The organism is Acinetobacter sp. CWB-G5, assembly GCF_019209785.1.
In the GTDB taxonomy this organism is placed as follows: Bacteria; Pseudomonadota; Gammaproteobacteria; order Pseudomonadales; family Moraxellaceae; genus Acinetobacter; species Acinetobacter johnsonii.
Genome location: NZ_JAHUTF010000009.1, coordinates 68,986 through 92,318, shown reverse-complemented (window position 1 = coordinate 92,318; position 23,333 = coordinate 68,986). Strand labels below are relative to the sequence as shown.

The 23,333-nt window shown below is 43.2% G+C and carries 21 protein-coding genes and 1 tRNA gene; 15 read left to right on the top strand and 7 right to left on the bottom strand.

The window, feature by feature from the left end; translation table 11 throughout:
- Positions 1–135 precede the first annotated feature (135 nt).
- The 12 genes from KVY11_RS13460 to KVY11_RS13405 all read left to right on the top strand — a co-directional run bounded on the left by KVY11_RS13460 (position 136) and on the right by KVY11_RS13405 (position 11,100).
- On the top strand, positions 136–687 hold the full coding sequence (locus KVY11_RS13460) for a phosphatase PAP2 family protein (protein ID WP_178904921.1): 552 nt from the start codon (positions 136–138) through the stop codon (positions 685–687).
- A 90-nt stretch (positions 688–777) separates the two neighbouring features.
- Complete coding sequence (gene iscX / locus KVY11_RS13455) at positions 778–978, top strand: Fe-S cluster assembly protein IscX (protein WP_004697668.1); 201 nt, start codon at positions 778–780, stop codon at positions 976–978.
- 110 nt (positions 979–1,088) lie between these two features.
- A complete protein-coding gene (ndk, locus tag KVY11_RS13450) occupies positions 1,089–1,520 on the top strand; it encodes a nucleoside-diphosphate kinase (protein ID WP_004983508.1) in 432 nt (143 codons plus the stop codon).
- 122 nt (positions 1,521–1,642) lie between these two features.
- Positions 1,643–2,878 (top strand): 23S rRNA (adenine(2503)-C(2))-methyltransferase RlmN, encoded by a 1,236-nt coding sequence (rlmN, locus tag KVY11_RS13445; protein ID WP_004697671.1) that lies wholly within the window; start codon positions 1,643–1,645, stop codon positions 2,876–2,878.
- Positions 2,879–2,894: 16 nt separating this feature from the next.
- Positions 2,895–3,695 (top strand): type IV pilus biogenesis/stability protein PilW, encoded by an 801-nt coding sequence (gene pilW, locus KVY11_RS13440; RefSeq protein WP_218289243.1) that lies wholly within the window; start codon positions 2,895–2,897, stop codon positions 3,693–3,695.
- Positions 3,686–4,462: a helix-turn-helix domain-containing protein gene (locus tag KVY11_RS13435; protein WP_218289242.1), complete on the top strand. Its 777-nt coding sequence runs from the start codon at positions 3,686–3,688 to the stop codon at positions 4,460–4,462. Before pilW ends, KVY11_RS13435 begins: the two co-directional genes overlap by 10 nt.
- Positions 4,463–4,480: 18 nt before the next feature.
- The gene (gene ispG, locus KVY11_RS13430; protein WP_004697677.1) at positions 4,481–5,596 is read left to right on the top strand and encodes a flavodoxin-dependent (E)-4-hydroxy-3-methylbut-2-enyl-diphosphate synthase; all 1,116 of its coding nucleotides are present in this window, start codon (positions 4,481–4,483) and stop codon (positions 5,594–5,596) included.
- Positions 5,593–6,888 (top strand): histidine--tRNA ligase, encoded by a 1,296-nt coding sequence (hisS, locus tag KVY11_RS13425; RefSeq protein WP_218289241.1) that lies wholly within the window; start codon positions 5,593–5,595, stop codon positions 6,886–6,888. Before ispG ends, hisS begins: the two co-directional genes overlap by 4 nt.
- A 27-nt stretch (positions 6,889–6,915) precedes the next feature.
- Entirely contained in the window at positions 6,916–7,614 is a 699-nt protein-coding gene (locus KVY11_RS13420; RefSeq protein WP_005401704.1) for a tetratricopeptide repeat protein, read from the top strand.
- The gene (gene bamB / locus KVY11_RS13415) at positions 7,611–8,756 is read left to right on the top strand and encodes an outer membrane protein assembly factor BamB (protein ID WP_058870298.1); all 1,146 of its coding nucleotides are present in this window, start codon (positions 7,611–7,613) and stop codon (positions 8,754–8,756) included. The genes KVY11_RS13420 and bamB overlap by 4 nt, the downstream gene beginning before the upstream one ends.
- Before the next feature lie 169 nt (positions 8,757–8,925).
- Positions 8,926–10,335 (top strand): ribosome biogenesis GTPase Der, encoded by a 1,410-nt coding sequence (gene der / locus KVY11_RS13410; protein ID WP_004697684.1) that lies wholly within the window; start codon positions 8,926–8,928, stop codon positions 10,333–10,335.
- Positions 10,336–10,425: 90 nt separating this feature from the next.
- On the top strand, positions 10,426–11,100 hold the full coding sequence (locus KVY11_RS13405; RefSeq protein WP_218289240.1) for a 4'-phosphopantetheinyl transferase superfamily protein: 675 nt from the start codon (positions 10,426–10,428) through the stop codon (positions 11,098–11,100).
- A 30-nt stretch (positions 11,101–11,130) separates the two neighbouring features.
- Here the strand turns inward: KVY11_RS13405 and secF are convergent, their stop codons facing one another.
- The 7 genes from secF to queA all read right to left on the bottom strand — a co-directional run bounded on the left by secF (position 11,131) and on the right by queA (position 18,605).
- Positions 11,131–12,105 carry a protein translocase subunit SecF gene (gene secF / locus KVY11_RS13400; RefSeq protein WP_171527554.1) on the bottom strand — a complete coding sequence of 325 codons (975 nt, stop codon included), beginning with the start codon at positions 12,103–12,105 and terminating at the stop codon, positions 11,131–11,133.
- Between the two features lie 8 nt (positions 12,106–12,113).
- Positions 12,114–14,015, bottom strand: coding sequence for a protein translocase subunit SecD (secD, locus tag KVY11_RS13395; protein WP_218289239.1), 1,902 nt, complete (start codon positions 14,013–14,015; stop codon positions 12,114–12,116).
- A 55-nt stretch (positions 14,016–14,070) separates the two neighbouring features.
- A complete protein-coding gene (gene yajC / locus KVY11_RS13390) occupies positions 14,071–14,400 on the bottom strand; it encodes a preprotein translocase subunit YajC (protein WP_004697692.1) in 330 nt (109 codons plus the stop codon).
- A gap of 104 nt (positions 14,401–14,504) precedes the next feature.
- Entirely contained in the window at positions 14,505–15,635 is a 1,131-nt protein-coding gene (gene tgt, locus KVY11_RS13385; RefSeq protein ID WP_004697695.1) for a tRNA guanosine(34) transglycosylase Tgt, read from the bottom strand.
- 296 nt (positions 15,636–15,931) lie between these two features.
- Entirely contained in the window at positions 15,932–16,501 is a 570-nt protein-coding gene (locus tag KVY11_RS13380) for a LemA family protein (protein WP_218289238.1), read from the bottom strand.
- Between the two features lie 25 nt (positions 16,502–16,526).
- The gene (locus KVY11_RS13375; protein ID WP_218289237.1) at positions 16,527–17,555 is read right to left on the bottom strand and encodes a hypothetical protein; all 1,029 of its coding nucleotides are present in this window, start codon (positions 17,553–17,555) and stop codon (positions 16,527–16,529) included.
- Between the two features lie 9 nt (positions 17,556–17,564).
- Positions 17,565–18,605 carry a tRNA preQ1(34) S-adenosylmethionine ribosyltransferase-isomerase QueA gene (gene queA, locus KVY11_RS13370; protein WP_218289236.1) on the bottom strand — a complete coding sequence of 347 codons (1,041 nt, stop codon included), beginning with the start codon at positions 18,603–18,605 and terminating at the stop codon, positions 17,565–17,567.
- A 184-nt stretch (positions 18,606–18,789) separates the two neighbouring features.
- Between queA and KVY11_RS13365 the strand changes: the two genes are divergently transcribed.
- The 3 genes from KVY11_RS13365 to glnE all read left to right on the top strand — a co-directional run bounded on the left by KVY11_RS13365 (position 18,790) and on the right by glnE (position 23,331).
- Positions 18,790–18,876, top strand: a tRNA-Leu gene (locus KVY11_RS13365).
- 360 nt (positions 18,877–19,236) lie between these two features.
- Positions 19,237–20,505: a sensor histidine kinase KdpD gene (locus KVY11_RS13360; RefSeq protein WP_218289235.1), complete on the top strand. Its 1,269-nt coding sequence runs from the start codon at positions 19,237–19,239 to the stop codon at positions 20,503–20,505.
- Positions 20,506–20,586: 81 nt separating this feature from the next.
- Complete coding sequence (glnE, locus tag KVY11_RS13355) at positions 20,587–23,331, top strand: bifunctional [glutamate--ammonia ligase]-adenylyl-L-tyrosine phosphorylase/[glutamate--ammonia-ligase] adenylyltransferase (RefSeq protein ID WP_078388493.1); 2,745 nt, start codon at positions 20,587–20,589, stop codon at positions 23,329–23,331.
- Positions 23,332–23,333 lie beyond the last annotated feature (2 nt).

The following is a 23,333-nucleotide window of genomic DNA, read 5'->3' as shown; positions in this document are numbered from 1 at the left end:
TTTAACTTAAATCATCAAACTGTCAAAAACACCCTTTAATATGAGCTTAACGAGAAGCGATTTTGATGAATTAAATCGTCATATAACAATGATTTTCCAGCTGAACTTTCAACATTGTTGTTAAGGAGAAGTGGTATGAATCTTAAAACTGCAAAAATAAGAATATTAGATTTAGATTTAAAAGGCTGTGTTTATCTCAATCATTTTTCCCATTCGCATACCGTAGCCAATTTTTTTAAGCGGATCAGTCGATTGGGAGATGGCATCTTTTGGTACACGATGTTGGCTTTAACTTGGTTGTTGCAAGGATTGGTCTACAGTTTACAAATCGTGTATTTGGTTCTTGGTTCATTGTGCGGGACTTTAATTTATAAAGTCTTAAAAATCAAAACTATTCGCCCAAGACCTTATCAAGTGCATCAGGTAATTCGAATGGGTGAGCGACCGCTTGACCATTTTAGTTTTCCTTCTGGTCATACTTTACATGCGGTGATGGTCAGTACTTTATTGGGCTTTGTACAGCCAATTTTATTGGTGCTCATGTTGCCTTTTACTGTTTTGGTTGCCGCGTCACGCATGATTTTAGGGCTGCATTATCCAAGTGATGTGTTGGTGGGAGCGGCTATAGGTGCGGTTGTAGCCGTCACTTTAATTTGTAGTGCACCATTTTTAAATATCGTGTTGTAAAAAAGCCCAATTTTATCTCAAACAAACTAGCGCTTAAATTTCAGAGTTTGCTACAGTACAGCATCTTCTACATTGTGATGAGACTCCACCATGGGCTTACGTTGGTCAGACACTATTGATATTGCTATTGAGTTGTATGAGGCTCATCCAGATGTCGATCCGCAGTGGATTCGCTTTACGGACTTACATGCTTGGGTGTGTGCCTTACCAGACTTTAGTGATGATCCGACCAAGTCGACTGAAGGTTTGCTTGAAGCAATTCAAATGGCATGGATTGACGAAGCACGATAATCCTTGCATCGAAAAAAGCAACTTTTTACAGAGTAAAAGCAGAAAATTGTGCATTATGTCGGTATAATGCGCCAAAATTTTCATGTCTACATTGACTTAAGGAGCCAATCATGGCTATTGAACGTACTTTATCTATCGTAAAACCAGACGCAGTTGCTAAAAACCACATCGGTGACATTTTTGCTCGTTTTGAAAAAGCTGGTCTTCAAATCGTTGCAACTAAAATGAAACACTTGACTCAAACTGAAGCTGAAGGTTTCTACGCAGAGCACAAAGAACGTGGTTTCTTTGCTGACCTAGTTGCGTTCATGACTTCTGGTCCAGTTGTTGTTTCAGTTCTTGAAGGCGAAAACGCAGTTCTTGCTCACCGCGAAATTCTTGGCGCAACTAACCCTAAAGAAGCTGCTCCAGGCACTATCCGCGCTGACTTCGCTGTAAGCATCGACGAAAATGCTGCTCACGGTTCTGACTCTGTAGCATCTGCTGATCGTGAAGTTAACTACTTCTTCGCTCAAACTGAGATTGCTCCACGTACTCGTTAATTCGAAGTATTCAAACCAGATAAGTGTTATTATACTTATCTGGTTTTTTTATTCCCTGAATAAATTTCTGCTCGTTTATTGAGCTTCTCCTTTCATCGTTAGACATGGTTTAGGTAATACACATGAGTACTGAAGTGGTCGCTGTCTCTACAGTTTCGGCTGAACAGCAACAATCTCCATCCGCTCCTGCACAGCAAAATTCTGTTGCGAAAGTGAACTTACTTGGCATGTCACGTCCGCAGCTTGAAAAATTCTTCGAAGATATGGGAGAAAAAAAGTTTCGCGCAGGACAGGTGATGAAATGGATTCACCAGTTTTTTGTGACTGATTTTGCAGAGATGACCAATATCTCAGGCAAGTTACGTGAAAAACTTGAAAAACTTTGTGAAATTAAAGCGCCAGAAGTGGTGCATAAAAATTATTCTAAAGATGGTACGCGTAAGTGGGTGTTTCGTGTTGGTGAGGGCGAAGGTTCTTTGGTTGAAACCGTATTGATTCCTGCTGAACATCGCAGTGGTTTGCGCCGTACTTTATGTATTTCATCTCAAGTAGGCTGTGCACTGGATTGTTCATTCTGTTCAACCGGTAAACAAGGCTTTCAGCGCGACTTAAACCCAGATGAAATTATTGGTCAGCTATGGGTTGCAAACTATTCTTATATGGAAGATGTGCCTGTAGCTGAGCGTGAGCGCTCGGTGACCAACGTCGTAATGATGGGGATGGGCGAGCCATTACTGAACTATGATGCCGTTTTGAGCTCAATGCGTATTATGCTAGACGATTTTGCTTATGGCATGTCTAAGCGCCGTGTGACCTTATCGACTTCGGGTGTAGTGCCGAAAATTGATCAATTGGCACAAGATATTGATGTTGCATTGGCAATCTCCCTACACGCGCCAAATGACGAACTACGGAATGAATTGGTTCCAATCAATAAAAAATATCCATTGGCACAATTGATTGCAGCATGTCAGCGTTATATTGCTAAAGACGGTAATGAAAGTGCGCGTAAGCATGTCACGATTGAATATGTGATGTTGGATGGGGTGAATGATCATCCTGAGCATGCACAGCAGATGATTAAACTGTTGAAGAACTTACCAAGTAAAATTAATTTAATTCCGTTTAATCCATTTCCACATGCGCCTTATGGTCGTTCAAGTCGCAACCGCATTATTTCTTTCCAAAAAACTTTGTCTGACGCCGGATTTGTGTGTACGATTCGTCAAACGCGTGGTGATGATATTGATGCTGCCTGCGGACAATTGGTCGGTCAAGTGGCTGATCGAACACGTCGTGCTGAGCAGTGGAAAAAGAAAGTAGCAGAGAAAAACGAGATTCTACGTTCACAAGGATAATATAAGGGGATGCCAATTGAAAAAACCCGTTTCTAAACTTTACCTTGCGCTGACACTGGGTGTGTCAGTGTGGTACTTGGTGGGTTGCCAAACCGTGAATACGAAAGGTGACCCAAGTAAAGCAGTACAAGTTAGAACGCAATTGGCGGCTGAATATATTAAGTCGAATGATTACGATGCTGCGAAACGTACATTGGATCAGGCATTAGATATCGACTCTCGTGATGCATCTGCAAATATGATGATGGGGGTGTTGTTACAGCGCGAAGGCAGTCCGCAAAATGTGGAAAAGGCAGAGCGTTATTTTAAGCATGCAATTGCGGCTGAGCCAAAAAATGCACAGGCTCGTAACAACTACGGTACGTATTTATATCAAATTGGGCGTTATAATGACGCGATTGATCAACTTCAAGTTGCAGGTTCAACTTTAGGGTATGATCAACGTTATCGAGCATTGGAAAATTTAGGTCGTGCGTATCTACAAGTAGGTCGAGTGGCGGAAGCAGAAGCTGCTTTTAAACAAGCCCTACAGGTAAACTCAGGTGCCTATCTTGCCATGATCGAAATGGCGGAAATTTCATATTTACGTCAGCAAAATGCTGAAGCTGCGCAATACTATGAGCAGTTTGTGCAGGCGGTGGGCGAGAAAAATTTAGATGCGCGTGCGCTTTGGATTGGGATCCGAATTGCGCGAGCAAATCATGACACAATGGGTTCGCAAGTACTGGTCAACCAGTTACGTGCATTGTATCCAGACAGTCAAGAATACAAACGTTATTTGCAATTACAGTACACTACTGAGGCCGTATGGAAGTAAATCCTAATTCACCACAATCGAATGGTTCTAGCAATGCTTTAGGAAATATCCAACGTCCGGGTGATTATCTTCGTCAAATTCGTATTACACAAAAACGTGAATTAAGCGACGTTGCCAAAGAGTTGAATATTCCACTCAAGACTTTAACTGCGCTTGAGCAGGACGAATATACGGCGCTTCCAGAAGCAACCTTCATTAAGGGTTACTATCGTACTTATGCGAAGTTCCTAAAAGTGGATGCTACTACGATTATTCAGCGTTTTGATGACATCTATGCCAATGATACGGGGCTATTGCCGAATCACGCACTGAATAATTCACCGATTAAAATCATGGGTAAATTACCCGGTTCTAACCGTGACCGTAACCGTAAATGGTTGAAACGTGGGCTGATTGCGATTGTTGTAATTGCGATTTTGGCAGCGTTGTTCGGCATGATTCAGAATTGGTCAGGCAGTACAGATGAGGCTGCGACTCAGCAGACGGAATCTGATGTGCAAATCATCAATATGAATGGGGCTGCTGCAACCACAGGGGATCAGTTGAAACTTGAGTTCAATCGTCCTACGTCTGTACATATTGTCGATTCAACTGGCAAAGTACTGGCAACAGGGCGTCAAGCCTCTACACTTGAGCTTGCGGGTGAGACTCCTTTTCAGATTCGTATCGATGATGCCGCTGCTGTGTCACTCAGCTTAAATAATGAAAGTATTTCATTGTCACCATATACCGTCGGTGGAAAAGCAGATTTCCGCTTGTCACGTTAATGGGATCAAGGAAAAGCAATGATTGTAAATCCAATTAAACGCAAGCCTACTCGTAAGATTCGTGTAGGTTCAGTCTATGTCGGTGGCGATGCACCCATCAGCATTCAAAGTATGACCAATACTGAAACTTGTGATGTGGAAGCAACGCTGGCGCAAATTCAGCGCTGTGCAGATGTGGGTGCGGACATCATGCGTGTTTCTGTACCGACGATGGAAGCGGCAGAGGCTTTTGGTGAAATTCGTAAGCGTTCATCGGTACCGTTGGTTGCAGATATTCATTTTGACTACAAGATTGCACTGCGTGTTGCGGACTTGGGTGCGGACTGTTTACGGATTAACCCCGGGAATATTGGCTCTGAAGCTAAAATTCGTGAAGTGGTGGCTGCAGCACGTCATAACGATATTTCTATGCGTATTGGAGTGAATGCAGGTTCACTGGAAAAAGATATTCAAAAGAAATATGGTGAGCCAACCGGTCAGGCATTGCTTGAGTCGGCGATGCGTCATATTGATATTCTAGACCGTTTAGATTTCCATGAATTCAAAGTCTCAGTGAAAGCATCCAATGTGTTTTTAACCATGGACGCTTATCGCCTACTTTCACAGCAAATTGATAATCCGTTACATCTGGGTGTGACAGAAGCTGGGATTTATCGTACAGGTTCAGTGAAGTCTGCGATTGCATTGGGCGGCTTGTTGTTGGATGGCATTGGTGACACCATGCGTATTTCCTTGGCAGCGGAACCAGAAGAAGAGATTAAGATTGGTTTTGATATTTTAAAATCACTCAGTCTTCGCTCAAATGGCATTAACTTCATTGCTTGTCCAAGCTGTTCACGTCAAGAGTTTAACGTGATTTCAGTGATGCAAGCCTTGGAAGAGCGTTTAGAAGATATTCGTACCCCAATGGATGTGTCGGTGATTGGGTGTAAAGTGAATGGTCCGGGTGAAGCCAAAGAAGCCGATATTGGTGTAGTTGGTGCAAGTCCACGTTCACTGGTGTATCGTAATGGTGAAAAGAGCCATTTAATTGACACAAATCAGTTGGTTGACGAAATCGAAACGATGGTTCGTCAGCGTGTTTCAGAGCTTGAAGAAGCTAAATCTAAAGAGATCATCCGTAGTTCATCATGAGTTCAATTGTCGCAATCAAAGGTTTTAATGACATTCTTCCTACGCAAACACCAGCGTGGAGACGTCTTGAACAGCATCTCGCATCATTGATGGATGCGTATGGCTACCAGCAAATTCGTTTGCCTATTGTTGAGCAAACCAATTTGTTCAAACGTTCGATTGGTGATGCAACGGATATCGTTGAAAAAGAAATGTACACCTTCTTGGACAAAGGTAATCCGCCTGAGTCTTTGACTTTGCGTCCTGAAGGAACCGCAGGCTGTGTACGTGCCATGCTGGAGCATAACTTGCTTCGCGGTGCGACGCCTCGTGTCTGGTATATCGGGCCAATGTTCCGTTATGAAAAGCCGCAAAAGGGTCGTTACCGCCAGTTCCACCAATTTGGCGTGGAAACCTTTGGTGTGGCAACCCCAGATATGGATGCTGAGCTGATTTTGATGACAGCACGTCTGTGGAAACGCATGGGTGTAGCAGATAAAGTTAAACTTGAGTTGAATACTTTGGGTGAGTCTGATGAGCGTGCAGCTTATCGTGCGGCATTGGTGGAGTTCTTAGAATCACATAAAAATGATTTAGATGAAGATTCACAGCGTCGTTTAACCACCAACCCACTACGTATCCTTGACTCTAAAGATGCCAAAACTCAAGCCATTTTAGAAAATGCGCCGAAGTTGCATGACTTTATGGGGGAGGAGACACTACAGCACTTTGCAACTTTGCAGCAATATTTAACTGATGCAGGTGTGAGCTTCGTGATTAACCAAAAACTGGTGCGTGGCTTAGATTATTACAATAAAACTGTATTTGAGTGGACCACCACGCATTTAGGTTCACAAGGCACAGTGTGTGCGGGCGGTCGTTACGATGGCTTAGTGGGTCAGCTTAAAGGCAAGGCCGATCAGTCTGTACCTGCAGTTGGTTTTGCGATGGGCATGGAACGTCTGTTGTTGTTGCTTGAACAAGTGGAAGACGCTACACCTGTACGTGACTGTGAAATGTTTTTGTTGGCAGATCCCGCTTCTCAAGGCAAAGCTTTGGTTCTTGCAGAACAAATTCGTAACCAGTTAGATGCTGCATCAAGCACGCTTCGTTTGAAAGTTGGATCACATGGTTCAATGAAGTCGCAAATGAAAAAAGCGGATCAGTCTGGCGCATTGTTTGCCCTCATTTTGGGTGAGCGCGAGGTGGAAGCTGCGCAGTTTGCCGTAAAAGAGTTGGCGACAGCTGAACAAACTTTGGTTGCGGTGGATGACATCGTGCCATTTATGATTGAAAAATTTTCTTCAAAATAAGCCAAAATATAAGGAAAGGGTAGTCACATGAGCGCATTAAGTGATGAAGAACAACTTGATAGTTTAAAGTCTTTCACTAAGAAATATGGTTCAGCCATTATTAGTGGGATTTTAATTGCGCTGATTGCCTTTTTTGGATGGCAATACTGGCAGAAGAAAACTTTGGCCGAGAACCAAATGAACACGGCTAAAGTTCAGCAATTGATGGATGAAGCACGTGCAACGCAAGGCGATGCATTTACAGCCTTGTCTGCAACTGCGGACAAAATTGTGAAAGAAGCCCCAGATTCGGCGCAGGCCATTCAAACGCAATTGTTAATGGCAAAATTGGCCTATGACAAGGCGGATTATGCTAGTGCTGAAAAAGCGTTGAAGAAAGTTGAAAACTCGAAAGTGGATGACGACGGCTTAGTGCAAATTGTGAAATTGCGTTTAGCGTATGCACAATTGGCGCAAAAGAAGTTTGATGATGCGATTAAAAACCTTGCATTGGTAAAAGATCCTGCTTTTAAAGCGACAGCCGATGAAGCTTTGGGTGATGTCTATGTGGCTAAAAACGACATCGAAAATGCAAAAAAAGCGTACCAAAGTGCATGGGATCAGTTGGTTGAACGTAAACAAGAACGCCAAATTTTACAAATTAAACTCGAAAGTGTTGGTATTTTAGTTGATGATCCTGAAATCGAACGTCCACTTATAGAAACAGCAGCGGAAGAAACTGAATGAATAGAAAATACAAAATTTCGTGCGCATTAACCGTATTAACTTTAGCACTTGCGGGTTGTGCAAGTAGCGGAAAAGTAGAAGAAGTTAAGCCGAATCCACTTCCAAAACTGACGCAGGCGAAAACTCTGACTCCTGTATTTTCTCAAAGTGTGTCTTCAACTTCGACTGCTGATCCTTTACGTTTACGCTTAGATGCAGACAACGGTGTAGTTTTTGCACTTGACCCTAAAGGTGTCGTAACGGCATATCAAGGTAAACAAAAACTATGGCAAAAAGAAGTATCTAAAGCAGGCTTGAGTTCAGGTGTTGAGGCTGCCGATGGTCATGTCATTGTAGGTAACGCCAAAGGTCAGTTGTTTGCTTTAGATCAGGCAACTGGCGAGCAAAAATGGACTGCACAATTAACAGGTGCACTTCTTGCGCCATCGTTGATTCAAGCTGGTCGTGTCATTTCTGTCAGTAATGATGGCACTGTTTTTGCGCATGATTTGGCAACAGGTCAGCAAGTGTGGACCTATAACTTACCAAATGTACAACTTAGCTTACGTGGTAATGCAGCGCCTGTTCCTGTTGATGCGCGTACAGTGCTGATTTCTTCAGCAAATGCCTATGTTTATGCTTTAGATGTGCTTACAGGTGTACCCCGTATGCAGCGCCGTGTAGCTGTGTCGGATGGTCGTTCGGATATTCAACGTTTGAATGATGTCGATGGTGATCCTGTAGTAGCAGGTCAGTACTTGATTACGACCAGCTATCAAGGTCAAGTGACCATGACAGATTTGGCTTCACAGCAAGTGGTGTGGAGTGAAGATTCGAGTAGTACGCAGCGCCCTGAAGTGGTGGGTAATGGTGTATTCGTGGCGCAAACTGACGGCAAGTTAGTGGCTTATGAAATTAGCACGGGTCAAAAGCTTTGGGAAAATGACAGCCTGCTGAACCGCCAATTGAGTAATCCAGTGATGTTAGGCCAAGACCTAATTGTTGGTGATCTAGATGGCGTTTTGCACATGCTGAACCCTGCGACAGGTGAATTGATTGGTCGTGCGAAGACGTCTGGTGAAGTGCGTACTTTACGTGTGATTGATGATCAACTCTATGTTGCGACACGAAAGGGTGCATTAAGCATTTGGCAGAATCGTTAATTCTGTTCGACTTATGTTAAACTAGTCGAAATTCGTATTTTTTTAAATTCCTCGGGGTGTTTGCTTAGTCAAAACCCCGAGTTTTTATTCAGGTTTTTCACCTAATTTTTCTTCCAGTTTCTGATGTTCAGACCAGTCTCACTGGCTGATCTTGAATAAAGGTTAATCTATGAAACCCGTAATTGCGCTCATTGGTCGTCCGAACGTCGGAAAATCAACGCTATTTAACCAGATCACCAAAAGCCGAGACGCGCTTGTTGCTGACTTTGCCGGTCTGACTCGTGACCGTAAATATGGTGATGCTGTATTTCAAAATAAGTCTTTCATTGTGGTTGATACTGGTGGTATTGGCGAAAATGAAGGCGGTATCGACTCTTACATGGCGGAACAGTCTAAAACTGCCATCAATGAAGCCGATATTATTGTATTCGTAGTCGATGCACGCGCAGGCCTGCTCGCATCGGATGAGCAAATTGCGCGTGAGCTGCGTACACTGGGTAAGAAAGTTTACCTTGTGGCGAACAAAGTTGATGGTGTACATGCCGAAGCTGCACTTGTTGAATTCTACAAGTTGGGTATGGGCGAACCTATGCAAGTGGCTGCGAGCCATGGTCGCGGCGTGCAGCAAATGCTTGAAGATGTGCTTTCAAGTGTACCTGAAGATGAAGATGCAGATGAGCACGACAAAAACACAGGCTTACGTTTAGCGATTATTGGTCGTCCAAACGTCGGTAAATCGACGCTAGTGAACCGTTTATTGGGTGAAGAGCGTGTAGTTGCATTTGACCAGCCGGGGACAACCCGCGACTCGATCTATATTCCGTATGAACGTGATGGTCGTCAGTACACCTTAATCGATACTGCAGGTGTGCGCCGTAAAGGTAAAGTCGATGAAATGATTGAGAAGTTCTCAATTGTGAAAACGCTACAAGCCATTAAAGATGCCCATGTCATTGTGGTTGTACTTGATGCACGTGAAGGTGTGGTTGAGCAAGATCTACATTTGATTGGTTACGCGCTTGAAGCGGGCCGTGCGATGGTGATTGCGATTAACAAATGGGACAATATGTCTGAGTATGATCGTAAACAATGTAAATTGGATGTCGATCGTCGCTTTGACTTTATTCCCTGGGCGAAAGTGCATTTAATTTCTGCATTGCATGGTACGGGTGTCGGGGATCTATATCCATCGATTCACCGTGCTTATGATTCGTCCCATTTGAAAGTTTCGCCTGCAAAAATCACACAAATTTTAAGTGATGCTACGGATGCGCACCAACCGCCAATGGTCGGTGGTCGTCGTATTAAAATGCGTTATGCCCATATGGGTGGACAAAATCCACCTACGATTGTGGTGCATGGTAACAAAGTTGATAAAACGCCTGCGGATTATCGTCGTTATTTAGAAAACGTATTCCGTAAAGTGTACAAACTTGAAGGTACGCCAGTACGTATTGAGTTTAAAACCTCTGAAAACCCATTTGAAGGACGTAAATCACAGGTGGATGAACGTACAGCAGCGCGTAAGCGTCGTTATGTTCAGAAATTTAAGAAAGCTGAGAAGAAATTCAAACGCTAATCAGGCATTAAGGTTTTGATGCTGAAAAGCCCAAAGTGATCTTTGGGCTTTTTTATTTTATGATGCATGAAACTATGATAGGAAGGCAAAGTGGCAAGGACAATACGTGTTGAGCTGAAAAAGATTGAGGACATTGTGCTGGTGGATCACAACCTGTCACGTGTTGAGCAAATTGCACAGCGAAAACAAGCCATTTATCAATATCGCAATCAATGCTTATCCGAACAACGGCAGATGATTGTGGATGATCACTCCATTGCGTTGAGTGAGACAGGTAAACCTTATTTGCTTGATCAGCCTTCCTTTCATTTTAATCATAGTCACAGCCAAAATTACTATGCTTTAGCTACCAGTGAGCGGATGCAAGATCTAGGCGTGGACGTGGAAGAATTAAGCCGAAAAGTACGCTTTGAGGCTTTGGCTAAACATGCTTTTCACGTAGAGGAACTTCGCGTGTGGCACGAGTTTGATCAGGACAAAGCATACTGGTTTAAGGTCTGGACCACCAAAGAAGCGGTGCTTAAAGCCTCGGGTTTAGGCATTCGTTTAAACTTAAATGAACTGAATACTCAAGCACATCCAACGCATAATGGCGGCATGTGTAGTCATCCGCTGATTGGGAGTTTTGCCTATCAAAATTTTGAGTTGGGAGATGTGATGTTGACCGTGGCTTGGCGGGCAGAACAGTCCTGCCGTGGCTATGCGTTGCCTCAGATTGAGCTGGTACAACACCTTCTCACCGACATAAAAAAGCCTCTCGATTGAGAGGCTTTTTTTTCACACTATGGTGTGTATTTATGGAATTTCATTTTCTTCTTCAAACTCAGGCTTCACTTGAACAATGAAGTCTTGACGGTTTAAGCCACGCCATAAAGCAAAAGCTGTACCGATGTAGATTGAAGAGTAGGTACCCACAAAAACGCCCACAAACATTGCAACAGAGAACCATTTAAGGCCATCACCACCAAGAAGCATCATTGAGATCACTACCAACAATAAAGTCATTGAGGTGTGAATGGTACGACGTAGGGTCTCAGTTAAAGCGATGTTAACGATCTCTAAAGGCGAAGCGCCACGAATCTTACGGAAGTTTTCACGAATACGATCCGAAACGACAATGTTGTCATTCAATGAGAAACCAATCAGAGCCAGAATTGCAGCCAATACAGTTAAGTCAAATGGCCACTGCATCATGGCAAAAATACCGATGGTGACCACCACGTCATGGAACAAAGACAGTACCGCACCCATCGCCAGTTTGAATTCAAAGCGAATCGTTACGTAGACCAACATCAGCAGTAACGCTAAAGCCACAGCACCCGCTGAGCGAATGTAGAGTTCATTGCCGACTTGTCCACCCACCACATCAACTTTGTTAACTGAAGCAGAGTTACCCGGTAGCTGTACAGCTTGGGTAATGGTTTTGGTTAAGTCTTCTGCGGCTGTGTCTTCTTGTACAGGCATACGCACAATCAAATCACGATCTGAACCAATGGTTTGTACCACAGGGTCATGAAAGCCAGCTTTGGTTAGTGCAGCAGAGACATCGGCCGACTTCACTGGTTTGCTATAGTTCAATTCGGCAGAAATACCACCAGTAAAGTCCAAACCTAAGTTAAGACCCTTGGTGAAAATAAAGAATAGGCTACCGATGGTTAAGACAATAGAAAGAATGGCTGCAGGCAGCGCAATCTTCATAAAATCAATCACACGCTCATCATCTGGACGGCCGTATTTTTTTGAATCTTGTTGAGTCACATCAGTCATCATCGATCTCCTTATATGCTCAACTTTTTCAAGTTACGTTTTTTGCCATAAATGAGCTGTACAATCGCACGTGTTACTGTAATAGCAGTAAACATAGAGCAGATAATACCGATCATTAAGGTCACAGCGAAGCCTTTAATTGGGCCTGTACCGATAGCAAATAGGATAAACGCAACTAAGAACGTGGTTAAGTTTGAGTCGAAAATGGTGTTATAAGCACGGTCATAACCCGCCACAATGGCTTGTTTGGGCGATGCTCCCCACTTCATTTCTTCACGTATTCGCTCACAGATCAAGACGTTGGCATCGACCGCCATACCAATGGTAATCACGATACCCGCAATACCCGGCAGGGTAAGGGAAGCACCAATCCAAGACATGACCGTTAGAATCATGGCTAAGTTGAAGACCAAGGCAAAGTTGGCAATTAAACCAAAGAGACGGAAGAAGACTACCATCCAGATTGCTACCAGTAAGAAACCGATTTGAGTCGATAGCACACCTTTATCAATGTTTACTTGACCGAGGCTTGGACCAACAACACGCTCTTCAACAAAGTACATTGGCGCAGCAAGTGCACCAGCACGTAGCATTAGTGCGAGTTCAGACGCTTCTTGAGGCGAGTCTAGACCCGTGATACGGAATTGAGAGCCGAGTACTGCTTGAATAGTTGCAGCGTTAATCACTACAGACTCTGCATAAGGTGTACGGACTTCAGTTTGCGCACCAGTCGCAGGATCGGTGATATAGCTAATACGCTGCTTATTTTCAATGAACAACACAGCCATACGCTTACCCACCGCATTACGGGTTGCATCCGCCATCAGTTTGCCACCTGCGGTGTCTAAGGTAATGTTTACCTCAGCGCCACCAGTGTCTTGGCTAAAGCCACTTGATGCGTTTTGAACACGTTCACCCGTTAAAATCCGGTTACGGTTTAAAAGTAATTCACGTCCGCTGTCTAAAGACTGATATGCAAAAAGCTCGGTTCCTGGTGGAAGTGGCTGACCATTGCTCTTGCCCGTATAAGGGTCAATCACTTGGTCATTTTGGTCAGAGACCAAACGGAACTCTAGGTTTGCTGTACGACCCAAGACACGTTTTGCTTCAGCAGTGTCCTGAACACCTGGGAGCTCAACCACGATGCGGTTACTACCTTGTGTTTGTACCAAGGCTTCTGCCACACCTAACTCGTTAATACGGTTACGTAAAGTAGTTAAGTTTTGGTTCACGGCATAAGATTGAATTTCTTGGCGGCGAACATCGGTATAGGTTAAACGTAAGGTTGAACCTGTCGCAGTTGCGACCGCTTGCTGATTAAACTCATTACCATTACTACGTAAGTAGTCTTGAGCCACAGTACGATCATCATTGTTGGCGAACTGAACGGTAATGGTGTTGTTGTTTAATGCAAGGCTGTTAAATTTAATTTTGTTGTCACGGAACTGACGACGTAAATCCGTCGCAGAGGTTTCCATGCGCTGAGCAATCGCTTTATCCATATCCACTTCTAATAAGAAGTGAACACCACCACGTAAGTCCAGACCGAGCTTCATTGGTTTTGCACCAATTTTTTGTAGCCACTCTGGCGTGGTTGGCGCCAAGTTCAACGCGACAACATAGTCATCACCAAGGCCACGACGTAACGCTTCTTTGGCTTTTAATTGTGCTTCGCTAGAGTCAAGACGTAACAGTGCAGCATTATTGCTAAAACTGTTGTCATGGCTTGAAATACTTTCAGATTTTAAAATCTGCTCTGCTTTTTGTACGATGCTTTGGTCAATTTGGGTACCAGCTTTGGCACCAGAAATTTGAACCGCAGGCTCATCCGGATACAAACTAGGCAGGGCATATAATGTACTGATCGTCAAAACCACGAGAATCAGTAGATATTTCCATGCTGGGTAACGCATTTGTTTTCTTCTTAAAATGAAAAAAGTCGTGCGGATGCACGACTAATTTTTTTGATTAAAGGTTATTTAATGTGCCTTCAGGAAGAACTGAAATCACACTTGCGCGTTGAATTTTTACGTCTACACCGCGGCTCAGTTCAACCACTGCAAAGTCACCTTCGAGTTTAGTGATTTTACCCATTAAGCCACCAGCAAATACCACTTCGCTGCCTACTCCAAGACTTTCAACCAAAGAGCGGTGCTCTTTGGCACGTTTTGCTTGAGGGCGCCAAATTAAGAAGTAGAAGATTGCAATAAAAACAGCAATCATCAATAAGTTTGCGACCATACTTGGTTGTTGTGCAGCTTCACCCGCTGCGTGAGCTGTAGAAATAAAAAGGCTCATTTCAAATTCCTAAACTAAAAAAACGGTGACCAACGAATTGATCATAAATAGACTTGTTCTGCAATTTACCTTGTCTTTTTACCAAGCGCAAATGCTCACAACAATTAATCTTGGGGGCAAGGTGGAACTTCTAAACCACGACGTGCATAAAAATCTTCAACAAAGGCATCAAAGCGATCGTTATCCAATGCATCACGAATGTCTTGAGTGAAACGTTGGTAGTAACGTAAGTTGTGAATAGTACCGAGCATTGAACCCAGCATCTCACCACATTTTTCCAAATGGAATAAGTACGCGCGAGTAAAGTTGGTACAGGTATAACAGTCGCAGTGTGGATCCAGCGGACTTTGATCATGACGGTATTTACTGTTACGGATACGTACTAAACCGTCGGTTACAAAATAATGTCCATTTCGGGCATTACGTGTAGGCATGACACAGTCAAACATATCGACGCCACGGCGGATGCCTTCCACGATGTCTTCAGGTTTACCCACGCCCATCAGGTAGCGCGGTTTGTCTGCTGGCATTTTTTCTGGAAGATAATCCAGCACTTTAATCATTTCTTCTTTCGGTTCACCGACGGACAGCCCACCAATGGCATAACCGTCAAAACCCACTTCAAGCAAGCCTTTTAAAGACTCATCACGTAAGTCTTCATACATACCGCCTTGAATAATGCCGAATAGCGCATTTTTATTTTCAAGCACATCATGATGCTGAGTCTTACAACGCTTTGCCCAACGCAATGACAATTGTAGCGACTTTTGCGCTTCTTCATGCGTTGCAGGATAAGGCGTACATTCGTCAAAAATCATCACGATATCTGAGTTCAATGTATGTTGGATGTCCATTGAGATTTCAGGAGACAAAAATACTTTAGAACCGTCAATTGGAGAGCGGAACGTTACGCCATCTTCTTTAATTTTACGCATCGCGCCCAAACTGAAGACTTGGAAGCCGCCTGAATCGGTCAGAATGGGTTTATCCCACTTCATGAATTTATGCAGGCCGCCGTGCTCTTTAATTACTTCAAGGCCAGGGCGTAGGTAAAGATGGAAGGTGTTACCTAAAATAATTTGCGCTTTGATGTCTTCAATATCACGCGGGAGCATGCCTTTCACCGTACCATAAGTACCGACAGGCATGAACACAGGGGTTTCAACCACACCGTGCTCTAAAGTTAAACGACCACGACGGGCGCGACCCGACTGACCTAATTTTTCAAACTTCATAGAATATCCTGAACAAGAGCAAAGCACTGCTCTGCTTGCAGCGCAAGAGCGAAAAAACAGTTCGCCGCTAAAAGGAGGCTATTTTCCTTGATTATGCAAATAAACACCAGTGTTGTAACACTTTTAAAGCAAAGCTTTTTAAGTTGAATCGTAGCTGGTTACGGTTGTTTAAAGTTGTGTTGATGCTGTGGAGTAGTGTTAGATGTGATGGGAGGCTTTGCTGGAAAAAATAACACAGGAGATGAAAAAGGCACTCATCGGAGTGCCTTTAAATATACCTTTGGCTTATTACGGCTTTAATTGAAATTTGGACGGTAATCAAAATTTTGTAGTGCAGTCGCGTCGCGGAAAGGACGTACCGCTTTTTTACCCACGGTCATGGTGTTGACAATGTTGTTTGGAAAAACTTGAATGTGGTTGTTAAATAACTCGACATTGCGGTTAAAGATGCTGATCGCAGCACCGACATTTTCATTTTGCTCTTCAATTTCATTCATCATCTTTAGATAAATCTCATTGGCCTTGAGCTCAGGGTAGTTTTCGACTACAACATTGAGGCTGCGCATTAGCTCTTGGTTTAATGCTTCGATACGCTGCAACTGATTGACATCTGTATTGTTTAAGTTCAGGTTTAGAATGTTTTGACGCAGTTCCGTGACTTTTTCCAAGGTACCTTTTTCAAAGCTAGAGTATTGTTCGACCAAAGGTTCTAAGCCATCTAGAATTTTTATTTTCTGACGCTCATAGGTTGCTACATCCGACCATGCGCGAATGGTTGCATTGTGGTGTCGCACAATATTATTGCGAATGACGATCACGCCAAACACGATTGCAATAATAATCAAGAAGAAAATCAATAGCCCCATACAGTCCTCAAACGGCAAAATGTCATTATTTTAAAAATTGCGTTAGATCAGATTCTAAGCGCTCTAGATAAGGTAATTTAAAAGTGCGTAAGTGTCCACGTAATGTCGAAATGTCATTGATTTTTTTTGCTCTGCTGGATATTTCAAACAGGTTTTGTGGGCTGATATAGCACAAGATATTTTTTTCAGGATGAAAAAGTAAATCGCCTTCACGGGAACGGAAAAAATCGGCAGTACGTAGCACAAATGCAGGGGAGAGGAGTTTGGCCATCTGCATTTGGTCAGTGCCAAAAAATTTGAGTTTCTGGTTAATCTGAATATCACTGCTATGCCACGGAAAACTATAAGGATAATAAAATTTTTTATTGTATGCGGTAATCGCTAGTCCTTGCGTGGGTACCTCAAAGACAAAACATCCCCATAAGTCTTTATGCACTTCTTTAACTTTTAACTCATTGCCATCTTTATCACGTACGCGAATTTCATCGACAAAGTGGTATTGAAATAGTAAAACCTGATGCTCTTGTCCTGCTTCATCCTGCCAAGTGGTACTGGCGTAGTAAGGAATATCGTTGCTGATGGTGCCTTGGTTAAAAATTGGAAACAGCTGCTTTAAATGGGCAATAAAAAATGCAGGTTGTAGGGCCACGCCAATATGCTGCGGAGGGGTAAACTCATTGAGCTGGTATTTTTTATGAATAATTTGTTTTTCTAGATAGTCGGTGACCTCTTCAAGCGGATCATCTTGCTCATAACTTAAATAGGCCCAAAGTAGACAGCCTAAGCCGAATAAAAAGCTGAATAAGGTCCAAATGTGCTCTCCGGCAAAGAACACTGGCACAATAAAAAAAATGCCGACTATTCCAAGTAGAATAGGCAGCACATTTTCAAATTTGAGGGTAATCGGGGCATTCCAAGGGTGCAGTCGGTCAAGAATGTCTTGTGCCGAATCGGCCCCTCGGCCGATGTCCCAAAGCCTGTCGATATTATCAAACACAACTTTATTCTTTTTACGTCGAATATGAATGGAATGTTTGATTGTATCGATAGGCATGTGAGGTTCTTATTTGGGTTGAAGTTGGTCGACTAGCATGGCATCGCCATAACTAAAGAAGCGATACTGGTTGGCTACCGCATGTTGATAAGCCGTCAAAATATTATCACGATCTGACAGCGCTGAAACTAACATCAGAAGGGTCGATTCAGGCAGATGGAAGTTGGTGATAAGACGATCCACCACTTTGAACTCATAACCTGGATAGATAAAAATTTGAGTATCTCCCGTCCACGCTTTGAGTTCACCCTGATGCGCTTGAGCCGCACTTTCTACGGCACGGGTGGCGGTTGTTCCAACAGAAATGACCTTGTTACCACGAGCTTTGGTTTGGCGAATCAGCTCAACGGCGTGCTCCGGAACATCACACCATTCACTGTGCATAATGTGATTGGCAATATCATCGGTACGTACAGGCAGAAAGGTACCAGCACCCACGTGTAAAGTGACAAAGGTTTTCTGAATACCTTTGGCTTCAAGTTGATCCAACAGCTTTTGGTCGAAGTGTAAGCTTGCGGTAGGTGCAGCGACACTGGCTAACTTGGTTGGATCATTAAATACTGTTTGATAACGCTCGGTATCAATGGCTTCAGCTTCACGGTTGAAGTAAGGAGGGATCGGAAGTTGTCCGTATAAATCCAGTACCGTTAAAATTGGCTGGGAAAACTCCACAATAAATAAATTTTCATGACGACCTAGCACCGTGACTTTAACGGCATCTGGGCCAATAAAGAGCTCAGCGCCGGCTTTGGGTGTGTTGCTGGCTTTGATGTGGCAGTGTGCAATAAATGCATCTTGCATGCGTTCAACCAGAACTTCGACAGCTCCGCCGCTGGCACGTTTGCCTTTGAGACGTGCTTTCATCACTTTGGTGTCATTTAAGACCAGTAAATCACCTGCATCGAGCAAATCTAAAATGTCGGTGAATTGAAAGTCATGATGCTGACCTTGAGCATCGAGGTGTAATAGTCGAGAAGCACTGCGAGTGTCTAAAGGATAACGGGCAATGAGTTCATCAGGGAGGTCGAAATTAAAATCAGAAAGTTGCATGATGGGAAAGCAGCGTCAAAATAAGGGAGGTCAAAATTGCGCTTAGTATATGCGTTTTTGCAGAAAAACGCTGAAATTGAACAAATATAAAGCTAAAAAATCAAATGTGACTTAAAAATAGCCAATCACCACCAACTTGCGTTGACAAGTTTTTCAAAAAGTTTAATATACGCATCAACACCTTCCCGAGGTGGTGAAATTGGTAGACGCGGCGGACTCAAAATCCGCTGTCAGAGATGACGTGTCGGTTCGAGTCCGACCCTCGGGACCAAGATATTAAAAAACCCAAGCATATTCAGTCTTGGGTTTTTTATTGCCTGAAATTTAAGATTTGAATCAAATCGCCGTAAAACGTTACAGATGGTTTAAAGCAATTTATTGTTCGGTGTGGGTTTGCTTAATTATTTCCTCATATGATGGATTCAAAATTTTGTTTTAATCATTCTGATAAATAACGAATTTTCAAAAAGCAAAAGCAGTCACAAGATAAAATTCTGACATAATTGATTTTTTTGTTAAATGCCACGCTTGTATTGTTGTATTTTTATATTGTTTTAATGCTGAAAATTTGCTAATAAATAGAAGTAAATAATAGGTTTGTGCCGAAAAAATCACAAAAGATGAGGCAGAAATGGGTATTCAATTGCTAGATGTCGTGTCTGATACAGAACAGTTAAGTGCTTGTCACTTATCTTTATTGTTGGGCGTGAACAGTAATGACAATAAAATTAAGAGCTTTCTCAAATTTGCGCGAAAAATTTTAGGTGCACATGCCGCAATTTTAACGTTTAGCAATGAACCTTATAGTTGGTATGCGGGCAAACACGCATTCAATGCTTTTCAGTTGCCCGCTGAAGCCAATTTTGCTACTCATTTTGAAGGGGATATCGCGATTGATGTCCTGCATCGCCATTATCATCATCTTTCTCAGCAGGTTGGTGCTTTAGGATTTAAACATCAGCGGGTCATCGCATTGGATTTAAAGGCATCGGATAAATCCGTGGGGCAAGTGATTTTCTTTGATGAACAGTTGGACGCTTTTACGCAGGATGCTGTAGAAAATGTCTATGAACTGGCCTCTGGTTTTCTCAATCTGCTGCATTTGCGCATGGAAAATGCGGAGCTCAAAGAGTTGTATGAACAACAGGTGGCCATGAATGTCAGTAAAACCAAATTTTTCCAAATTATTGCACATGATTTAAGAGCCCCTTTTCATGGCTTAATTGGTTTCTCAGAAGTATTGGCTGAAGAGCGTAAAAGTTTGGATGAGTCTGGTGTGCAAAGCATTGCAGATTATTTGCATGATACCGCACAGTCGACTTATAGCTTGCTGGAGAGTTTACTGAATTGGGCGATGGCAGAAGGCGGGCGCTTTGTTTATCACCCCATCCATTACAAACTTAAGCAGTCCTCTCAAATTGTTTTTGATGTGTTGCATGCGTTGGCTATCAATAAAAATATTCAACTGATTGACCGTGTACCCGATGATTTAAAAATTTTTGCAGATATCAATATGGTGACCTCGGTGATCCAAAACTTGGTCTCAAATGCGCTGAAATTTACCCATATGCATGGCGAAGGTGTTGTGACGATTGATGCCAAACAACGTGATGACTTTATCGATATCTACATTCAAGATACGGGTCTAGGTATGACATTGGGCCAAATCGAATCGTTGTTTGAACCGAAACTAACTGTTAGTTTTAAGGGGACAGCGGGGGAGAAAGGTACGGGTCTAGGTCTGGTGCTGTGTAAGCGGTTTGTCGATTTGAATAAAGGTGAAATTTCAGTCACATCGAAAGAAGGTGTCGGTTCAACTTTTATCGTCAGCCTGCCATGTTCGAACAGCACACATCAAGCATTGCCACTCGAGACATCCCAGCAAGAATTTAGTGAATAATCATACCTTTCTTATAAAATAATTCGCCTAATCTCATGATCTGCTGTTATAAATAACCAAAACAATGCGAAAGGGTCGATCATGAATGCTGAGCAATTGCAAAAGACATTGCGCGCAAGTCAATATGCGGAACAAGTCCTATCTATACATCAGGTTTATCTTGAACAAGATTATGCAATTGATCAATTTTCTCAGCCATTGACCACCGAACAAATTTTCAATGTCGTTCAAAACAGCTTAAAAGAGATCAGTGATGAAAGCACATGGATGCGCACCATCCGAATTTTACGTGCGCGTTTAATGTTTCGCTGGATTTGGCAGGATGCCAATCAACTGATCGATGTGATGACGCTAACGCGAGAGTTATCGGATTTTGCCGATGCAGCCATTTGTGTGGCAAAAGCGTTTGCCTTAGCGCCATTGGTGACTAAACATGGTCAGCCTGTGGGTTATAACCATAAAATTCAAGATTTAATTGTGGTCGCGATGGGGAAGCTCGGTGCACAAGAGTTGAATCTCTCCAGTGATATCGACTTGATTTTTGCTTTTGATGAGCAAGGTGAAACTGATGGTCGTAAATGCATAGACGTACAACAGTTTTGCATTTTGTGGGGTCAGAAACTCATTTACTTGTTGGACCATATCACGGCTGATGGTTTTGTCTTCCGTGTGGATATGCGCTTACGTCCTTGGGGTGATGGTTCTGCATTGGCCATTAGTCATGCGGCGCTGGAGAAGTATTTAAGCCAGCATGGTCGCGAGTGGGAGCGCTATGCGTGGATTAAGGCGCGGATTGTGACAGGGGGCAAAGAGGGGAATGAGTTGTTGGACATGACTCGTCCTTTCGTGTTCCGTAAGTATGTCGATTACACCGCTTTTGAAGCCATGCGCGAAATGAAAGCCATGATTGAGCGTGAAGTATTACGCCGCAATATCGAAGATGATATTAAGCTGGGTGCGGGTGGTATTCGTGAAGTCGAATTTATTGTGCAGGTTTTTCAGCTAATTTATGGTGGGGCAAAATTAGAATTACAAGACCGTCAATGTTTAGTGAGCTTACATCATTTGGGTGAAGTGGGTTTGCTGGATGGGCAAGCAGTCAGTGAGCTGGAAGATGCCTACTTATTTCTGCGCCGTGTAGAACATGCCATTCAAGCTCTAAATGATCAACAAACCCAGTCTTTGCCAACAGAACCAGAACTTAGACAAAGGATGATTGACACCTTAGGCTTTGTAAGCTGGGATGCTTTTATTGAACATTTAAATCAAAAGCGCGCCAAAGTCATTTACCAGTTTGAGCATTTAATTAAAGAAAAAGAGCATGACCCTTTCGTAGAAAGTTTTAGTCAGTTAGAAGCGCGGTTAAATGAGGTGTTAGATGCGAATGCAAAAAACCTCATTCATGAATTTTGGAATGGTCATGCGCTAAAAAAGCTGCCTGCAAAAGCGGTGCAGCGTTTAAAAATGTTTTGGCCGCATTTGATTGAAGCGATTTTACAGTCAGATAAGCCGCAAGCCGCGCTACTTCGCCTTATGCCCTTGGTTGAGTCTGTGATGCGCCGCACCGTATATTTGGTCATGTTGATTGAGAGTAAAGGGGCGTTACAGCGCTTAGTTAAAATGGCAACCGTAAGTCCATGGATTTGTGAAGAATTGACCCATTATCCAGTACTCTTGGATGAATTTTTGTCCATGGACTTTGAGCTGCCGCGCCGTCAAGATTTGGAAGATTCTCTGCGTCAACAGTTGCTTCGTATTGAACTTGATGATGTTGAAGATTTGATGCGTGTGCTGCGCCTGTTTAAAAAATCCAATGTATTGGCGGTTGCAGCCAGTGATGTCTTGGCTGAAAGTCCGTTGATGAAAGTATCCGATGCTTTGACCGATATTGCAGAAGTTTCGGTCAGTACAACTTTAAATTTGGCTTACCAAATGACGGCAAAGAAACATGGTTATCCGCTCGATGTTGAAGGACAGCGCTGTTCGATCGATCATTTGGCATTTGCTGTTGTGGGTTATGGCAAAGTTGGTGGGATTGAGCTGGGTTATGGCTCGGACTTAGATCTTGTCTTTATTCATTATATGGATGAGCAAGCCGATACAGATGGGCTGAAGTCGATCAGTGGGTTCGAGTTTGCAATGCGTGTTGCGCAGAAATTTATGTCGTTGATGACCACGCAGACCCTCGATGGTCGGGTCTATGAAATCGATACGCGCTTACGCCCATCGGGTGAGGCGGGGGTCTTGGTCACCAGTTTAAAAGCCTTTGAGCAATATCAGTTGAAAAATGCATGGGTCTGGGAGCATCAAGCCTTGGTACGTGCTCGTTCGATTGCGGGTGAGCCAAGTTTGCGTGATAAGTTTGAAGCATTGCGCTGTCGGATTTTGACGCAGCCACGAGATGAGGAAAATGTACGCGCAGAAGTGCTGAAGATGCGTCAAAAAATGAAAGACCATTTGGGTTCTTCTAAAGAACAACAAAAAGATGGAATTTTTCATTTAAAACAAGACGCAGGTGGTATCGTCGATATCGAATTTATGGCACAGTATGCTGTGTTGGCATGGAGCGGATCTCATCCAGATCTTGCCCATTATTCCGACAATGTACGAATCCTTGAGGACGCTGCAAAAGCCAGTTGCTTATCCAGTGACGATGCGACTGCATTGATTCAAGCTTATCTCAGTGAACGAGCCGAGAGCCACCGTTTAGCCCTTGCGAATCAATCCATGCAAGTAAATGCTGCGGACTGGCGCGATACCCGAGTGATCGTTTGCAAATTATGGCAAAGATTAATTGATCCAAGCTCAATCGTGAGCATTGGGTAACA

What these genes read in the sequence shown, in the direction of transcription:
- hisS (WP_218289241.1), top strand. Translation starts at nt 5,593, where the DNA reads ATGAGTTCAATTGTCGCAATCAAAGGTTTTAATGACATTCTTCCTACG.
- KVY11_RS13360 (WP_218289235.1), top strand. Translation starts at nt 19,237, where the DNA reads ATGGGTATTCAATTGCTAGATGTCGTGTCTGATACAGAACAGTTAAGT.
- bamB (WP_058870298.1), top strand. Translation starts at nt 7,611, where the DNA reads ATGAATAGAAAATACAAAATTTCGTGCGCATTAACCGTATTAACTTTA.
- rlmN (WP_004697671.1), top strand. Translation starts at nt 1,643, where the DNA reads ATGAGTACTGAAGTGGTCGCTGTCTCTACAGTTTCGGCTGAACAGCAA.
- glnE (WP_078388493.1), top strand. Translation starts at nt 20,587, where the DNA reads ATGAATGCTGAGCAATTGCAAAAGACATTGCGCGCAAGTCAATATGCG.
- der (WP_004697684.1), top strand. Translation starts at nt 8,926, where the DNA reads ATGAAACCCGTAATTGCGCTCATTGGTCGTCCGAACGTCGGAAAATCA.
- KVY11_RS13460 (WP_178904921.1), top strand. Translation starts at nt 136, where the DNA reads ATGAATCTTAAAACTGCAAAAATAAGAATATTAGATTTAGATTTAAAA.
- KVY11_RS13380 (WP_218289238.1), bottom strand. Translation starts at nt 16,501, where the DNA reads ATGGGGCTATTGATTTTCTTCTTGATTATTATTGCAATCGTGTTTGGC.
- tgt (WP_004697695.1), bottom strand. Translation starts at nt 15,635, where the DNA reads ATGAAGTTTGAAAAATTAGGTCAGTCGGGTCGCGCCCGTCGTGGTCGT.
- yajC (WP_004697692.1), bottom strand. Translation starts at nt 14,400, where the DNA reads ATGAGCCTTTTTATTTCTACAGCTCACGCAGCGGGTGAAGCTGCACAA.
- ispG (WP_004697677.1), top strand. Translation starts at nt 4,481, where the DNA reads ATGATTGTAAATCCAATTAAACGCAAGCCTACTCGTAAGATTCGTGTA.
- secD (WP_218289239.1), bottom strand. Translation starts at nt 14,015, where the DNA reads ATGCGTTACCCAGCATGGAAATATCTACTGATTCTCGTGGTTTTGACG.
- KVY11_RS13375 (WP_218289237.1), bottom strand. Translation starts at nt 17,555, where the DNA reads ATGCCTATCGATACAATCAAACATTCCATTCATATTCGACGTAAAAAG.
- iscX (WP_004697668.1), top strand. Translation starts at nt 778, where the DNA reads ATGGGCTTACGTTGGTCAGACACTATTGATATTGCTATTGAGTTGTAT.
- ndk (WP_004983508.1), top strand. Translation starts at nt 1,089, where the DNA reads ATGGCTATTGAACGTACTTTATCTATCGTAAAACCAGACGCAGTTGCT.
- KVY11_RS13435 (WP_218289242.1), top strand. Translation starts at nt 3,686, where the DNA reads ATGGAAGTAAATCCTAATTCACCACAATCGAATGGTTCTAGCAATGCT.
- KVY11_RS13420 (WP_005401704.1), top strand. Translation starts at nt 6,916, where the DNA reads ATGAGCGCATTAAGTGATGAAGAACAACTTGATAGTTTAAAGTCTTTC.
- queA (WP_218289236.1), bottom strand. Translation starts at nt 18,605, where the DNA reads ATGCAACTTTCTGATTTTAATTTCGACCTCCCTGATGAACTCATTGCC.
- secF (WP_171527554.1), bottom strand. Translation starts at nt 12,105, where the DNA reads ATGATGACTGATGTGACTCAACAAGATTCAAAAAAATACGGCCGTCCA.